The sequence below is a fragment of the Bradyrhizobium sp. SPXBL-04 genome, from assembly GCF_051853035.1.
GTDB lineage: Bacteria > Pseudomonadota > Alphaproteobacteria > Rhizobiales > Xanthobacteraceae > Bradyrhizobium > Bradyrhizobium zhanjiangense.
This window is the reverse complement of record NZ_CP182472.1, coordinates 6,044,630-6,059,105: the sequence shown is the minus strand read 5'-3', so window position 1 is coordinate 6,059,105 and position 14,476 is coordinate 6,044,630. Positions and strand designations below refer to the sequence as shown.

Below are 14,476 nucleotides of genomic sequence, written 5' to 3'. Positions count from 1 at the left end.
CAAGGTCTCTTACCGCGGATACAGAAGTGGTGGGTTACGCCTTCGGCTAACCCACCCTACGATTTCCGATCGTGCTAAAGCTCTCCCATGATTCCCTGGGAAAAGATCGACACCGCGCAAATCCCCGGTTCCGACGGTGAGCTGCGCCTGATGCGGCGCGGCAAGGAGTTCTCCATCAAGCTCGGCAGCAACGAGCTGATGAACAGCCGCTTGTCGGGCTCGGAGGCGGCGCTCGCGACGCTGGCGGCAAAGCAGATCGAGAATGTCTTAAAGCCCGTCGTCCTCATCGGCGGCCTCGGCATGGGCTTTACGCTGCGTGCGGCGCTTGCCGTGCTCGGAAGCAACGCGAAGGTCGTGGTCGCCGAACTCGTGTCTGCGGTGGTGGCCTGGGCATGCGGCCCGATGGCGCAGGTCTTCGGCGACAGCCTCGATGATCCCAGGGTGAGCATCCGGGAGACCGACGTTGGCGAGATCATCCGGGCGCAGCGGTCCGCCTTCGATGCCATTCTCCTCGACGTCGACAACGGGCCGGAAGGGCTGACCCGGAAGGGCAATGATGCGCTCTACGACGTGAGCGGGCTCACGGCGGCGAAGACGGCGCTGCGGCCTGGCGGCGTGCTCGCTGTCTGGTCGTCAGGACCCAACCCCGCCTTCACCAAGCGCCTCGGCCGTGCCGGCTTCGACGTCAACGAAGTCAACGTCCGCGCCACCGGCAGGGGCGGCGGCGCGCGCCACGTGATTTGGATCGCGCGGAAGCGCTAGGCCCGTATCCGCAGCGCCGGTTCTATCCGTCAGAACATCGTGTTGTTGTTTGCGGGATTTTCAGGAATGTCCTGAACGACGTCCCAGTGTTCGACGATCTTGCCGTTTTCGAGCTTGAAGATGTCCACTATCGCGCGCCCCTTGGTGCCGGGCTCGCGAACGGAGTGAACGTGGAGGATCACAAAGTCGCCATCCACGAAGCTGCGCTTGATCTCGCTATGCGAGTTCGGAAACTTTTCGTGCAGGAAGCCGATGAATTTTCGGAAGCCGTCCGGTCCATCGGCCGCGTTTGGATTGTGCTGGACGTAGCGGTCGCCGACATGGGTGAGGGCCGCATCAGCGTCCTTCTGATTGAGCCCCTTCTCATAGAAGGCCAGAACGGTTTTGCGATTGGCTTCTTCTTGCGCGCTACCGGCCATCGCGGCGCTACTGGCGAGCGAGAGCATGAGAATTGCAGCAGTGATCATTGCGCCTGGTCGGACGATCGAATGCATGTGAGCTCCGAGAGGCCGCAGCCTCTTTGCGATTGAGGAAGGCCTGTATAGCTTCCGTGCCGGCTTTCGTTAAGAGAGTAACCAGCCGCTCACATGGTCACCGTAAGGAGACCGGCGGTCTACGCCGCCTGCGCCGCTGCCCCATGCGCGTGCTTGTCGATGGCGCCGATGATCTCCGGCCAGAACCGCATCGGCAGCGCGTGGCCCATGCCTTCGATCATCAATAGCTTGGCGCCCGGAATTGACGCTGCCGTGTCCTTGCCGCCTTCGGGATGGACCAGGGGATCGACGGTGCCATGAATGACCAGCGTCGGCGTCTTCACGCCATGCAGCCGCTCCTTGCGGCTGCCGGAGGCGAGCACGGCGCGGAGCTGCCGGCCGACACCGGCCGGATTGAGTCCGCGCGCGAACACCCGCTCGGCACGACCAGGGTCGAGCGCTTCCTCCTCGGGAAAATGCCCGACGCGCAGCACCTTCCAGGTCTGGCCGAAGCGGACCATGAATTCCTCCTTGCTGCGTGGCGGCGGCGCCATCAGCATGGCGGCCGCCTCGCGTGTCGGCGGCGGCACGCGCGGATTGCCTGTCGTTGACATGATCGAGGTCAGCGAACGCACGCGCTCGGGGAACGATAGCGTCACTTCCTGCGCGATCATGCCGCCCATCGAGGCGCCGACCAGATGCGCCGACTTGATGCCGAGCGCATCCATCAGCCCGACCGTGTCCCTGGCCATGTCGATCAGCTTGTAGGTCGCTGCCACGGGAATCCTGAGGAAGCGCAGCTTCAACAGCTCGAGCGGCGTCAGCCGTTTGCCGCCAGTCAGGTGGCTCGACTTGCCGATATCGCGATTATCGAAGCGGATCACGCGAAAGCCGCGCGCGGCGAGCTGCTCGCAGAACGCATCGTCCCAATGGATCATCTGCGCCCCGAGCCCCATGATCAGCAGCAGCGGCTCGGCATTGTCGTTGCCGAAGATTTCGTAGCAGATGTCGATGCCGTTGGCGCGTACGGTCTGGGGCGGCTGATGGACGGTCACGGTCGCGATCCCTTGCTGCTGACCAATGTTGTATTGCACGGTTTCCCGCGGCAAAGAAGCCGCGTGTGCGGCACTGGGCCGCTTGCCGGTTGACCGGCCCCTCGCAACGGTGTGGTATGGCCAAAAAGAAGGGCATCGAAGCTCTCGATATCTGGAGGACGCCGATGACCGACAAGACCAACGACCCCGTCGCCGTGTGGCAGAAGATGGTGGGCGAGATGGAGAAGGGGTTCAACTCCTTCGCCAACCAGGCCATGTCATCGCCCGAGTTTTCACAGGCGATGAACCGTGCGGGAGGAGTTGCTGCAGGTGCTCAGAAGCAGCTCGGCGAGCTCGTGGAGAAATACCTCGTCGCAATGAACCTGCCGAGCCGGGAGCAGGTCACGGGTCTTGCGGAGCGGCTCCAGTCCATTGAAGCCCAGCTCGGCGAGATGAAGTCGATGCTGAGCCAAATGGCGGCGAGTTCGGGCATCTCGCAAGGCTCCGATGGGACGCCACGGCCGCCGCGGACGAAGCGTCCGCCCTCCGAAAACGGAGAGCAGAAATGAATGCGCCGACGGGACTTGATTTCGCATCTATCCCGGAGCGCATCCAGACCGAGGTGCAGCGCGCGATCCAGCGCAGCATCAAGGGTGTCGAATATTTCTCGACCTCCGGCCCCACGCTCGGCTCGACACCGAAGGACGTGCTGCATTCGCGCGGCACGATGAGCCTCTACCACTACCGGCCGATGTCGGACGAGATCTACCGCATCCCGGTGCTGATCGTGATGGCGACGACCAATCGCGGCTACATTCTCGACCTCGTCCCCGGCCAGAGCTTCATCGAGTTCCTGCTCAAGCGCGGTTACGACGTTTACATGCTGGACTGGACCGCACCGCGGCCCGAGGAGAAGAGCCTGCGGATGGAGGACTACGTCCTCGACTTCATCCCGGATTGCGTCCGTCGCGTCCAGCAGGATTCCGGCGAGCAGGACGTTTCCATCATCGGCTATTGCTTCGGTGGCGTGCTGTCGCTGCTCTACGGCTCGATCCACAAGGACGGGCCGATGAAGAATCTGATCTGCTTCACCACGCCGATCGACTTCCGCGAGATGAAGCTGTTCTCGAATTTCTCCGACCGCCGCTATTTCGATGTCGACCATCTCGTCGACAGCGTCGGCAATGTGCCGCCGGAGATGATCTTGTCTTCGTTCGAGATGCTGCGCCCCGCCTCGCGCACTGTTAGCCAGATCCAGCTTTGGGAAAACATCTGGAACGACGAGTTCGTCAAGTCTTACCGCATGTTCGACCGTTGGGCGACCGACACGCTGCCGCTGGCGGGCGAGTATTTCCGCACCATCACCAAGGACCTGATGTGGGACAACAAGCTGTTCAACGACACCATGTCGGTCGCCGGCCGCGCGGCGAAGCTCGAAAACATCAAGGTGCCGATCCTACACGCTGTCGCCGAGCACGATCACATCGTGCCTTATGACGCCGCAAAGCACCTGATCGCGAAGATCGGCTCCGAGGACAAGGAAGAGGTGATGTTGAAGGGCGGCCACGTCTCCCTCGTCGCCGGTGCCAACGCGGTGAAGCGGCTGTGGCCGAAACTGGACTCCTGGCTGGGAAAGAGATCGACATGAGTGAGCAGCGTTCCTATCCGCGTCACACCAAGACCGATGCTGGTGATATCGAGATCCGCCTGATGTCGCCTGGAGACGAAGCCGCGGTGCTCGCCTTCGGCCAAGGTCTTCCGTCCCACGATCTGTTGTTCCTGCCACGCAATATCAGTGAGCCGAAGGTGCTCTCCGCCTGGGTCAAGGAGATCGAGCGCGGCGCGATCACGAGCCTGCTCGCGGTGAGGGACGGCAAGGTCGTTGGCTGCGGCACGCTGGTGCGCGATCCGTATTCCTGGTCGCCTCATGTCGGCGAGATCCGCATGGTGGTCTCGTCCGACGTGCGCGGGCAGGGTGTGGGGAAGGCGCTCTCACAGGAGACCTTTGCACTTGCACTCGGTGCTGGCCTGGAAAAGCTCTCGGTGCAGATGACGGTCGACCAGCAGGCGGCGGTCGCCCTGTTCGAAGGCCTCGGCTTTAAGGCCGAGGCGCTGCTGCGCGACCACGTGCGGGATATCAACGGCAAGACCCATGACATTGTCGTGCTGGGGCACAACATCGCGCAGGTTCAGGCTCAGATGGAGGCCTATGGATTGCCAGGCGCGGTCCAGCACTAAGGCGAAGATCGGTCCGGTACGGACCTAATTTGTCCGAGACGGCCTCCAACTAGGGCAGTGTAGCGCCTTTTGTTAAGGCTTTTCACTATTTCGTGATATCGCAGTGCAATACGAATATTGCATCGCACAATTCACTATGCCATATAAGCCGTGCCCCGGGCCGATGCGGACGGGGTGAGCCCATAGCTCAGACCAATGAGGATGGAGAGAACCCCATGACCACTGAAACCAACACCGCTTTCGAGGGCTTCAAGGACGCTTTCAAGAACATCCAGAATCTGGAAGTTCCCGAGGCCGCCCGCGAGTTCGTCAAGAAGACCGCCAATACCGCCAAGGACCGTGCTGCCGAAGCTTTCGCCGGCTCCGAGCGGGTGACCGCCGCCGTCGAGAACGCGGTGACCGAATCCGTCGCCGAGGCCGGCAAGATCAGCCGCAACATCCAGCAAGCGATCTATGAGGACGCCGAGGCGTTCTTCTCGGGCATCGACAAGCTCGCGTCCGCCAAGTCGGTCAGCGAGGCCGTCGAGATCCAGTCGAGCCTGCTCCGCGCCCGCGGTGAAGTGTTCGTCTCGCGTGCCAAGGCGACCGCCGACTATCTCGGCAAGCTCGCCGCCAACGGCGCGAAGTCCGCTCAGGACAATTTCGCCAAGGTCTACAACAAGACCGCGTGATACGGCGCCCGACGACAAACTGAATTTGAGGCCCGCTTCGGCGGGCCTTTGTTTTGCGCTGCCGCAGTCGTCGTTGCGAGGAGCCCTTGCGACGAAGCAATCCAGAGTCTCTCTGCGGAAAGATTCTGGATTGCTTCGCTTCGCTCGCAATGACGGGTAGGGTGATGCAGTCATGGGTTCATCAGGCACCTATCTCTTCGACACCCCCGGTGACGCCGAACGCGCGGCGGAGCTACGGCGCGTGAAAGCGCTGGCGACGCTGGTGTTGGCCTCGACACTCGCTCTGTTCACTGTCGCAAAACTCCTGCTGAACGTGCATCCCGTGTTCGGCTTCATCGCGGCCTTCGCGGAAGCCGCGACCATCGGCGGGCTCGCCGACTGGTATGCCGTGGTCGCGCTCTTCAAACGGCCGCTCGGCCTGCCGATCCCGCATACCGCGATCATCCAGAGCAACCAGGCCCGCATCGCCGACAAACTCGGCGAATTCATCCAGGTGCATTTCCTCGAGACCGGTCCCGTCGAGGCCAAATTGAAGGAAATCGATTTCGGCTCCTTCGTTGCCGACTGGCTGCGTGATCGCAAGCGCAGCGACGATCTCGCGCGCTTTGCGCTCCGCCTGCTGCCGGAGGCGTTCTCAGCGACGGAAAGCTCGGGCCTGATGACCTTCATCATCCGCCGCATGTCCTCCCAGCTCCAGGCGATTGATCTTGCACCGCTTGCGGCCGGCACGCTGCGCGGCTTCGTGGCGGAAGGACGGCACCAGATTCTGTTCGACGATCTCCTGCGCGTGATGCACGACACGCTGAATCAGAAGGAGACGATGGCGATGATCCGCGAGAAGGTGCGCGCGGAATTGCCGACGTTGCTGCGGCTCTATCGCGCCGACAAGTTTCTGGTGAACAAGATCATGGCGTCTGCCACCGCTTTCTTCAATGAAGTGCGCAGCGACCCCAAACATCCGTTCCGCGGCGAGTTCGATCGCATGGTGTTGAACTTCGTCGACCAGCTCGGCACCGACCGAGCCTATATCGACCGCATCGACGGCCTGAAGCGCGATCTGCTGGCGCGGCCGGAGCTTGCCGATCTCGCCCGCACCGTCTGGGCTAACACGCGCTCCTTCATCGAGCGCAGCGCAAGCGGCGAGACGCAAGTGCTCCAGCATCATCTCGCCGGCATGTTCGTCGCGGCGGGCGAAGCGCTCGCCGGCGATGCCGAACTGCGCGGGGAGATCAACAAGGGCCTGGTGACCGTGCTGCGCAGCGTCGTCGCCGATCAGAAGGGCGGTGTCTCGACTTTCATCTCCGACCAGGTCAAGGCGTGGAATATGACGCAGTTGATTTCGCTGATCGAAATCAACATCGGCCGCGACCTGCAATACATCCGCTTCAACGGTTCGCTGATCGGCGGCCTCGCGGGACTTGCGCTCTACTCCGTAGAATTCCTGCTCCGATTGCTGTGACTTTTGCGTCACGGCCATTAGCATTAACGCGCGGGCCTATTGTCGCCTTGCGTCTCTCCCGCTTGAATGTCGGGAACCGGCCGCCTAGCTGATTCATGTTGCGCTGCGGAACGATCAAGAAGCCGGCGTATTGGAATTCACGCCCGTTTGCCGGCATCGCAGCCGGCGGCCTTTCCAGGAATTCGTCCCAGGGGAAACATTGATGACCGCAACTGCCCAGACGCTGCGTCCGCCGTCCCGCACCCTGATGTTTCTGGAGGGGCGTGCGATCCATGAGTTCGGCGCATTCCTCGGCGCGCTGCCGCTGTTGAGCCTCGCGCCCCGCGGCGATGGGCATCCGGTGCTGGTGCTGCCGGGCCTCGTGGCCTCCGATGCGTCCACGCGCGCGCTGCGTGCGTTTCTGACCAGCAAGGGCTATGCGGTGAGCGGCTGGCGCCAGGGTCGCAACTACGGCCTGCGCCCCGGCGTCCAGCACGCGATGGTCGATCTGGTCCAGGAGCTCAGCGACAGCCATGGCCGCAAGATCAGCCTGGTCGGCTGGAGCCTCGGTGGCCTCTATGCGCGCCAGCTCGCCAAGATGATGCCGGAGCGCGTACGCCAGGTGATCACGCTCGGCAGTCCCTTCGCTGGCAATCCGCGCTCGACCAATGCCTGGCGCGTCTATGAATGGGCGAGCGGGCGCAAGGCCGACGAGGTCGATCCGCATTTCGGCGGCGAGCTCGCCGTCCCGCCGCCGGTGCCGACCACCGCCATCTTCAGCCGCACCGACGGTGTCTGCGCCTGGCAGGGCTGCATGGAGAAATCGGGAGCGCAGACCGAGAGCATCGAGGTCGAAAGCAGCCATTGCGGCATGGGTCATCATCCCGCCGTGGTCTATGCGGTCGCCGACCGCCTCGCGCAGAAAGAAGGCCAGTGGCGGCCGTTCGACCGCAGCGGCTGGCGGAGCCTCGCCTATCCCGATCCGCACAGGTAGATCGCTTCCTTCGGAGGCCGACACGCGAAGCGTGGCGGGTGAGGGGGAATCTCCGCGAGTCCGTCTGCTACTGAGTTTGCTGATATAGCCCCTCACCCCAACCCTCTCCCCGTAAGAACGGGGAGAGGGAGAAGAGGAAGCGCCGTCTCGAAGGATCGAGCCTGGCTCTCGCCTCGTCGCTCCCGTCCATTGTCGCGCCCGCACCAAACGCGCTATGCCTCGCGCATGGCGCATCCGTTGTCCCGCATCATCGACCAGCTCAAGCGCGAGCCGTCGCGCACCGGCTCCATCATCATCACCGTGTTCGGTGACGCCATCGTGCCGCGCGGCGGTGTGGTGTGGCTCGGCACGCTGTTGGAGTTCTTCGAAAGCCTCGACATCGACAGCGGCGTGGTGCGCACCGCGATGTCGCGCCTTGCGGCCGATGGCTGGCTGACGCGTGAAAAGGTCGGCCGCAACAGCTTCTACCGGCTGGCCGAAAAGGGACGCCAGACCTTCGAGGCCGCGACGCGCCACATCTACGATCCGCCGCCGTCCGACTGGACCGGGCGCTTTGAGCTGCTCCTGATCGGCAACGGCGAGGACCGCGACGCCTCGCGCGAAGCGCTCCGCAATGCCGGCTTCGGCACTCCGCTGCCGGGCGTATGGGTCGCGCCGTCGGGCGTACCGGTGCCCGACGAGGCCGTGGGCGCGATCCGTCTTGAAGTCTCAGCGGAGGATGACAGCGGCCGCCGCCTGCTTAGTGCGAGCTGGCCGCTGGACCGCACTGCGGATGCCTATCTGAAATTCATGAAGACGTTCGAGCCGCTCCGTGCCGCGATCGCGCGCGGCACGGATTTATCCGAGGCTGACGCCTTCACCGCCCGCATCCTCCTGATCCACTATTACCGCCGCGTCGTGCTGCGCGATCCGCTCTTGCCCGAAAGCCTGCTGCCGGCGGATTGGCCGGGCAGGGCAGCGCGTGCGCTTTGTGGCGAGATCTATCGCGCACTGCTGGCTCCGTCGGAACAATGGCTCGACAGCCATGGAACCAACGAGAGGGGACCCTTGCCGGCGGCGCGGAAGCTGCTGGAACGGAGGTTCGGCGCCTGATCTATATGTTACAGAAATATCTTGCATAAACTAAATTCTGTTATATATTTCCTCCCAACAAATCGGGAGGATGCGCATGTACACGCAGGCGCTGAACACGGCCGAGACCGACGATCGCGGTCTTGAGGACGCGGCCAGGGCTGCGCAATTCCAGGCCCGCATCGATGCCGAGGAGCGCATCGAGCCGAACGACTGGATGCCGGCGGCCTACCGCAAGACGCTCACCCGCCAGATCTCCCAGCACGCCCATTCCGAGATCGTCGGCATGCTGCCGGAGGGCAACTGGATCACCCGCGCGCCGACGCTGCGCCGCAAGGCCGCGCTGCTCGCCAAGGTGCAGGACGAATGCGGCCACGGGCTCTATCTCTATGCCGCCGCCGAGACGTTAGGGACCTCGCGCGAAGAGCTGGTCGACGCCATGCTGGCGGGGAAAGCCAAATACTCTTCGATCTTCAACTATCCGACGCTGACCTGGGCCGACATCGGCACCATCGGCTGGCTGGTCGACGGCGCCGCGATCATGAACCAGATCCCGCTGTGCCGCTGCTCCTATGGCCCCTATGCGCGCGCGATGATCCGTGTCTGCAAGGAGGAGTCATTTCACCAGCGCCAGGGCTACGAGATCATGCTGACGCTGTGCCGCGGCTCCGACGAACAGAAGGCAATGGCGCAGGATGCGTTGAACCGCTGGTGGTGGCCGGTGCTGATGATGTTCGGCCCGCCGGATGCGACGAGCCAGCACAGCGACACCTCGACGAAGTGGAAGATCAAGCGCTTCTCCAATGACGAGCTGCGCCAGAAGTTCGTCGATGCCACGGTGCCGCAGGCGCAATATCTCGGCCTCACCATTCCCGATCCAGCCATGACGCAGGATGTGGACGGGCACTGGCGCTACAGCGAGATCGACTGGACCGAATTCAAGCAGGTGCTCGCCGGCAACGGCCCGTGCAATCGCGATCGCATGGCCGCGCGCCGCGAGGCGCACGAGGAGGGCGCCTGGGTGCGTGAGGCGGCAGCCGCTTACGCGGCAAAGCGCGAGCAGCGTCACACCGCACAAGCCGCGGAATAGGGAGATCACGATGGCCACGCCGAACACGCCGCTGTGGGAAGTCTTCATTCGCAGCCGCAACGGGCTTGCGCACAAGCATGTCGGGTCGCTGCATGCGAGCGACGCGACGATGGCGCTGCAGGCTGCCCGCGACATCTACACCCGCCGCGGCGAGGGCCTGTCGATCTGGGTCGTGCCGTCCACCGCGATCACCGCGAGCGATCCGGCCGACAAGGGCATGATGTTCGAACCGGCGGAGTCGAAGATCTATCGGCACCCGACCTTTTATGAGGTGCCCGAAGAAGTGGGGCACATGTGATGCCAGCCGCCAACATCCAGGTCTCCGAAACGCCGCTGGTGCGCTACGCGCTGCGCCGCGCCGATGATGCGCTGATCCTCGGCCACCGGTTGTCGGAATGGTGCGGGCACGCGCCGATGTTGGAAGAGGACATGGCACTGTCCAACATCGCGCTCGACCTGATCGGCCAGGCGCGCGAGCTTTACACTTACGCCGCCAAGGTCGAAGGCAAGGACAACGACGAGGACAAACTCGCTTATCTGCGCGACGTCAGGCAATACCGTAACCTACTGCTGGTCGAACAGCCGAACGGCGATTTCGCCCAGACGCTGGTGCGGCAGTTCTTCTATTCCGCTTTCGCCGACCTCTATTGGCGCGCGATGATGACCTCGCGCGATACGACGCTTGCCGCCATTGCGGCCAAGTCGGAGAAAGAGAGCGCCTATCATCTGCGCCATGCGTCGGAGTGGATCATCCGGCTCGGCGACGGTACGGACGAAAGCCACGCCCGGGCGCAGGCCGCGATCGATCATCTCTGGGCTTTTACCGGCGAGATGTTTGCAGTGGACGAAGCCGAGCGCGCCCTGATCCATGCCGATATTGCCATCGATCCGGCGAGCTTGCGCGGTCGTTGGTTGACGACGTTGTCTGATATCGTCAGAGAGGCGACACTTGAGCTGCCGCAGAACGACTGGATGCAGCAGGGTGGCCGCTCTGGCCGGCACGGCGAGCATCTCGGCCATCTCCTGTCCGAGCTGCAATCGATGCAGCGCACCTTCCCGGGGCTGACATGGTGACCGTGCTGGAACGCGATAGCGAGCTACGCCGGCGAGCTTGGGATGCCGCGGCGAGTGTGGTCGATCCCGAGATTCCGGTGCTGACCATCGCCGATCTCGGCGTGCTCCGTGACGTCATTCTGGACGGCGATCGCGTCGAGGTCGCGATCACACCGACCTATTCGGGCTGCCCGGCCATGAACATGATCGCACTTGAAATCGAGCTTGCACTAGAGCGCGCCGGCTTCCGTCGTCCGGAGGTGCGCACGGTGTTGTCGCCGGCCTGGACCACCGACTGGATGAGCGAGGAGGGCCGCCGGAAGCTGCGCGCCTACGGCATCGCGCCGCCGCAGGCCTCAAGCTCGCGCCGCGCGCTATTCGGCGGACAGGCCGTCGCGTGTCCGCAATGCGGCTCTGACAAGTCCGAACTCTTGTCCGAATTCGGCTCGACCTCTTGCAAGGCGCTCTGGCGCTGCAAGGCCTGCCGCGAACCCTTCGATTATTTCAAGTGTCATTGAGAAATGTGCGATGCCAACCTCATCGTCATTGCGAGCGCAGCGAAGCAATCCAGACTATCTCCGCGGTGGGACTCTGGATTGCTTCGCTGCGCTCGCAATGACGGCGGTGAGACTAGTGTAGGGTATCTCTGATGTCAGCAGCCGCACCGCGCTTCCATCGATTGGCCATCAACGACCTCCGCCGCGAGGCCTCGGATGCCATCTCGATGACCTTCGCCATCCCCGGCGAACTCGCCAGCGACTATGCCTTCACGCCCGGCCAATACCTGACGCTCCGCGCCACTCTCGATGGCGAAGAAGTGCGCCGTTCCTATTCCATCTGTTCCGGGCCCGACGACGGCGAGATCCGCATCGCCGTGAAGAAGGTCGACGGCGGCGCGTTTTCGAGCTGGGCGGCGGACGAGCTGAAATGCGGCGACGAGCTCGACGTGATGACGCCGACGGGGCGCTTCGGCTTGGTCCCATCAGCGGAGACCGGCCGTATCCATGTCGGCTTTGCCGCGGGCTCCGGCATCACGCCCATTCTCTCGATCGTGAAGGGCACGCTCGTGCGCGAGCCTGACAGCCGCTTCTTCCTGTTCTACGGCAACCGCGCCACCGACAACATCATGTTTCTCGAAGAGTTGGAGGAGCTGAAGGACCGCTTCATCGACCGCCTTTCGATCTTCCACGTCATCTCCGGCGAGGAACAGGATATCCCGATCCTGCATGGCCGGCTCGACGGCGACAAGGTGAGGGTGCTCTTGCGTTCACTGGTGCCGGCGGAAAGCGTCGATCATGTCTTCATCTGCGGTCCATCAGGCATGAGCGAGGACGTCGAGGCGACCTGCCGCGACCTCGGGATTGCGGAAGAGGGGATCCATGTCGAGCGCTTCGTCTCCGAATTCGGCGGCAAGCCGCGGCCGAAGAAAGCCGTTGCGCCCGACGCGCCGCCGAAGGCGGTCGCGTCCCTGATCATCGACGGCAAGCGCCGCGACGTGCCTGTTGCCGCGGACGAGGCGATCCTCGATGCCGCGCTGCGCGCCGGCGTCGATCTGCCCTTCGCCTGCAAGGGCGGCATGTGCTCGACCTGCCGCGCCAAACTGGTCGAGGGCGAGGCGCCGATGGACATCAACTACTCGCTGGAACCCTGGGAGCTGAAGGCCGGCTTTATCCTGACCTGTCAGGCGAAGCCGTCGTCGGAGCGGGTCGTGGTCGATTACGACCACGTTTGACAGTTTTGGCCAAGCAGCAGAGCATGATGGATAGACACTTGCCCGGGAGAAGCGCGTGAACGTCAAAGCCACCTTGTCGCCCGAGGATATCGCGCGGGCCTGCGCCGATGCAATGTGGGCGGAGGACGATGCCTCCAAGGGACTCGGCATGGAGATCGTCGAGATCGGCCCGGGCTTTGCGACGCTGGCGATGTTGGTGCGGCCGGACATGGTCAATGGCCAGCGTATCGCCCATGGCGGCTTCATCTTCACGCTCGCCGATTCCGCTTTCGCATTTGCCTGCAACTCGCACAATGAGCGCGTCGTCGCGGCGCAGGGGCAGATCACTTTCATCAGGCCGGGCAAGCTTGGCGATCGCCTGATTGCGATGGCAAGAGAGATCACCCGTGGCGGCCGCTCCGGAATCTACGACGTGCGTGTCACTGTAGGCGACACCGTGATCGCGGAATTCCGCGGGCATTCGCGTGTCATTCCCGGCACGTGGCTGCCGGCGCAGGATCAATAAGAGACCAAAGAAAAGAACAAACGACAATGTGGGGAAACGAGGATGGCTCTGACGAGACGCAAGGAAGGTGGCAACACCTATCGCGCCGAGATGGACGCGCAGGAGCGCGCCTCGCGCGACGAGATCATGGCGCTGCAAAAGCGGCGGCTGGCTTGGTCGCTGAAGCACGCCTATGACAACGTCGCGCATTACCGCAAGGCCTTCGACAAGGCCGGCGTGCATCCGTCTGATTTTCGCGAGCTCGCGGATCTCGCAAAATTCCCGTTTACCGTGAAGACGGATCTCCGCGACAATTATCCTTTCAACATGTTCGCCGTGCCGCGTGAAAAACTGGTGCGCGTGCATGCCTCCTCCGGCACGACGGGTAAGCCGATCGTCGTGGGCTATACGCAGGCCGACATCGACACGTGGTCCAACGTGATGGCGCGCTCGATCCGCGCCGCCGGCGGCCGCACCGGCATGATCATCCACAATGCTTATGGTTATGGTCTTTTCACCGGCGGCCTCGGTGTGCACTACGGCGCCGAGAAGCTCGGCTGCACCGTGGTGCCGATCTCGGGCGGCATGACCGAACGGCAGGTGCAGCTCATCAACGATTTCCGACCCGACATCATCACGGTGACGCCGAGCTACATGTTGGCGATCCTCGACGAGTTCAAGCGTCAGAAGCTCGATCCGCGCCAATGCTCGCTCAAGGTCGGCATCTTCGGCGCTGAGCCCTGGACCAACGCCATGCGCGGCGAGATCGAGGACGCCTTCGACATGGATGCGACCGACATCTATGGTCTCTCCGAGGTGATCGGCCCCGGCGTGGCGCAGGAATGCATCGAGACCAAGGACGGGCTCCATATCTGGGAGGACCATTTCTACCCCGAAGTGATTGACCCTGAAACGGGTGCGGTGCTGCCGGATGGTGAGAAGGGCGAGCTGGTCTTCACCTCGCTTACCAAGGAAGCCTTCCCGGTGATCCGCTATCGCACCCGCGACCTGACGCGGCTGTTGCCGGGCACGGCGCGGCCGGGCATGCGGCGCATGGAGAAGGTGACGGGGCGCTCGGATGACATGATCATCCTGCGCGGGGTCAATCTGTTCCCGACCCAGATCGAGGAGGTGTTGCTCGCGACCGATTGGTGCGGCGGCCACTTCATCCTGGAACTCACCCGCGAAGGCCGCATGGACGAGCTGACGATCATCGCCGAAGCGCGTCCCGAAAGCTGGGACGGTCGCGGTCTCGTCGATCACGCCGACAGGGTATCGACCCACATCAAGAACACGATCGGGATCAGCTCCAAGGTTCAGGTGGTCGCGCCGGCCACGCTGGAGCGCTCGCTCGGCAAGGCCAAGCGGCTCTACGACAAGCGGCCCAAGGACTGACTTGACGGATTGACTTGACCAGCCCCAAAGGCGACAAGGCC

The 14,476-nt window shown here is 63.4% G+C and carries 17 protein-coding genes; 15 read left to right on the top strand and 2 right to left on the bottom strand.

The window, feature by feature from the left end:
* Positions 1-87: 87 nt before the first annotated feature.
* Positions 88-762, top strand: a complete 675-nt coding sequence (locus ACNJX8_RS28760; protein ID WP_439357556.1) for a spermidine synthase — start codon at positions 88-90, stop codon at positions 760-762.
* Positions 763-791: 29 nt separating this feature from the next.
* Here ACNJX8_RS28760 and ACNJX8_RS28755 read toward each other — a convergent pair whose 3' ends face one another.
* The gene (locus ACNJX8_RS28755) at positions 792-1,256 is read right to left on the bottom strand and encodes a nuclear transport factor 2 family protein (RefSeq protein WP_439357555.1); all 465 of its coding nucleotides are present in this window, start codon (positions 1,254-1,256) and stop codon (positions 792-794) included.
* Between the two features lie 119 nt (positions 1,257-1,375).
* Positions 1,376-2,290 carry an alpha/beta fold hydrolase gene (locus tag ACNJX8_RS28750; protein WP_439357554.1) on the bottom strand — a complete coding sequence of 305 codons (915 nt, stop codon included), beginning with the start codon at positions 2,288-2,290 and terminating at the stop codon, positions 1,376-1,378.
* A 164-nt stretch (positions 2,291-2,454) separates the two neighbouring features.
* On the opposite strand from ACNJX8_RS28750, the gene ACNJX8_RS28745 reads away from it, so the two are divergent.
* The 14 genes from ACNJX8_RS28745 (at position 2,455) to paaK (ending at position 14,435) form a co-directional block, all read left to right on the top strand.
* The gene (locus tag ACNJX8_RS28745) at positions 2,455-2,838 is read left to right on the top strand and encodes a hypothetical protein (protein ID WP_091891717.1); all 384 of its coding nucleotides are present in this window, start codon (positions 2,455-2,457) and stop codon (positions 2,836-2,838) included.
* On the top strand, positions 2,835-3,917 hold the full coding sequence (locus ACNJX8_RS28740; RefSeq protein WP_128935105.1) for a PHA/PHB synthase family protein: 1,083 nt from the start codon (positions 2,835-2,837) through the stop codon (positions 3,915-3,917). Before ACNJX8_RS28745 ends, ACNJX8_RS28740 begins: the two co-directional genes overlap by 4 nt.
* The gene (locus ACNJX8_RS28735; RefSeq protein WP_439357553.1) at positions 3,914-4,507 is read left to right on the top strand and encodes a GNAT family N-acetyltransferase; all 594 of its coding nucleotides are present in this window, start codon (positions 3,914-3,916) and stop codon (positions 4,505-4,507) included. The genes ACNJX8_RS28740 and ACNJX8_RS28735 overlap by 4 nt, the downstream gene beginning before the upstream one ends.
* 215 nt (positions 4,508-4,722) lie before the next feature.
* On the top strand, positions 4,723-5,178 hold the full coding sequence (locus ACNJX8_RS28730; RefSeq protein WP_128935103.1) for a phasin: 456 nt from the start codon (positions 4,723-4,725) through the stop codon (positions 5,176-5,178).
* Positions 5,179-5,350: 172 nt separating this feature from the next.
* On the top strand, positions 5,351-6,637 hold the full coding sequence (locus tag ACNJX8_RS28725) for a DUF445 domain-containing protein (protein WP_128939715.1): 1,287 nt from the start codon (positions 5,351-5,353) through the stop codon (positions 6,635-6,637).
* Between the two features lie 202 nt (positions 6,638-6,839).
* Complete coding sequence (locus ACNJX8_RS28720) at positions 6,840-7,610, top strand: lipase family alpha/beta hydrolase (RefSeq protein WP_439357552.1); 771 nt, start codon at positions 6,840-6,842, stop codon at positions 7,608-7,610.
* A gap of 225 nt (positions 7,611-7,835) precedes the next feature.
* Complete coding sequence (gene paaX, locus ACNJX8_RS28715) at positions 7,836-8,702, top strand: phenylacetic acid degradation operon negative regulatory protein PaaX (protein WP_439357551.1); 867 nt, start codon at positions 7,836-7,838, stop codon at positions 8,700-8,702.
* A gap of 76 nt (positions 8,703-8,778) precedes the next feature.
* Positions 8,779-9,771, top strand: coding sequence for a 1,2-phenylacetyl-CoA epoxidase subunit PaaA (paaA, locus tag ACNJX8_RS28710; protein ID WP_439357550.1), 993 nt, complete (start codon positions 8,779-8,781; stop codon positions 9,769-9,771).
* A gap of 10 nt (positions 9,772-9,781) precedes the next feature.
* Entirely contained in the window at positions 9,782-10,069 is a 288-nt protein-coding gene (paaB, locus tag ACNJX8_RS28705) for a 1,2-phenylacetyl-CoA epoxidase subunit PaaB (protein WP_106942621.1), read from the top strand.
* Entirely contained in the window at positions 10,069-10,845 is a 777-nt protein-coding gene (gene paaC / locus ACNJX8_RS28700) for a 1,2-phenylacetyl-CoA epoxidase subunit PaaC (RefSeq protein ID WP_439357549.1), read from the top strand. The genes paaB and paaC overlap by 1 nt, the downstream gene beginning before the upstream one ends.
* Positions 10,839-11,342, top strand: coding sequence for a 1,2-phenylacetyl-CoA epoxidase subunit PaaD (gene paaD / locus ACNJX8_RS28695; protein WP_439357548.1), 504 nt, complete (start codon positions 10,839-10,841; stop codon positions 11,340-11,342). The genes paaC and paaD overlap by 7 nt, the downstream gene beginning before the upstream one ends.
* A gap of 131 nt (positions 11,343-11,473) precedes the next feature.
* Positions 11,474-12,556: a 1,2-phenylacetyl-CoA epoxidase subunit PaaE gene (gene paaE, locus ACNJX8_RS28690; protein ID WP_439357547.1), complete on the top strand. Its 1,083-nt coding sequence runs from the start codon at positions 11,474-11,476 to the stop codon at positions 12,554-12,556.
* A gap of 55 nt (positions 12,557-12,611) precedes the next feature.
* Complete coding sequence (gene paaI / locus ACNJX8_RS28685; protein ID WP_128944890.1) at positions 12,612-13,061, top strand: hydroxyphenylacetyl-CoA thioesterase PaaI; 450 nt, start codon at positions 12,612-12,614, stop codon at positions 13,059-13,061.
* Positions 13,062-13,103: 42 nt separating this feature from the next.
* Positions 13,104-14,435, top strand: coding sequence for a phenylacetate--CoA ligase PaaK (paaK, locus tag ACNJX8_RS28680; RefSeq protein WP_439357546.1), 1,332 nt, complete (start codon positions 13,104-13,106; stop codon positions 14,433-14,435).
* The last annotated feature ends 41 nt before the right edge of the window (positions 14,436-14,476 follow it).

Coding starts and splice junctions, on each gene's coding strand:
- ACNJX8_RS28755 (WP_439357555.1), bottom strand. CDS start 1,256: ATGCATTCGATCGTCCGACCAGGCGCAATGATCACTGCTGCAATTCTC.
- ACNJX8_RS28720 (WP_439357552.1), top strand. CDS start 6,840: ATGACCGCAACTGCCCAGACGCTGCGTCCGCCGTCCCGCACCCTGATG.
- paaX (WP_439357551.1), top strand. CDS start 7,836: ATGGCGCATCCGTTGTCCCGCATCATCGACCAGCTCAAGCGCGAGCCG.
- paaB (WP_106942621.1), top strand. CDS start 9,782: ATGGCCACGCCGAACACGCCGCTGTGGGAAGTCTTCATTCGCAGCCGC.
- ACNJX8_RS28760 (WP_439357556.1), top strand. CDS start 88: ATGATTCCCTGGGAAAAGATCGACACCGCGCAAATCCCCGGTTCCGAC.
- ACNJX8_RS28730 (WP_128935103.1), top strand. CDS start 4,723: ATGACCACTGAAACCAACACCGCTTTCGAGGGCTTCAAGGACGCTTTC.
- paaK (WP_439357546.1), top strand. CDS start 13,104: ATGGCTCTGACGAGACGCAAGGAAGGTGGCAACACCTATCGCGCCGAG.
- ACNJX8_RS28725 (WP_128939715.1), top strand. CDS start 5,351: ATGGGTTCATCAGGCACCTATCTCTTCGACACCCCCGGTGACGCCGAA.
- paaC (WP_439357549.1), top strand. CDS start 10,069: ATGCCAGCCGCCAACATCCAGGTCTCCGAAACGCCGCTGGTGCGCTAC.
- ACNJX8_RS28735 (WP_439357553.1), top strand. CDS start 3,914: ATGAGTGAGCAGCGTTCCTATCCGCGTCACACCAAGACCGATGCTGGT.
- paaA (WP_439357550.1), top strand. CDS start 8,779: ATGTACACGCAGGCGCTGAACACGGCCGAGACCGACGATCGCGGTCTT.
- ACNJX8_RS28740 (WP_128935105.1), top strand. CDS start 2,835: ATGAATGCGCCGACGGGACTTGATTTCGCATCTATCCCGGAGCGCATC.
- ACNJX8_RS28745 (WP_091891717.1), top strand. CDS start 2,455: ATGACCGACAAGACCAACGACCCCGTCGCCGTGTGGCAGAAGATGGTG.
- paaE (WP_439357547.1), top strand. CDS start 11,474: ATGTCAGCAGCCGCACCGCGCTTCCATCGATTGGCCATCAACGACCTC.
- paaD (WP_439357548.1), top strand. CDS start 10,839: ATGGTGACCGTGCTGGAACGCGATAGCGAGCTACGCCGGCGAGCTTGG.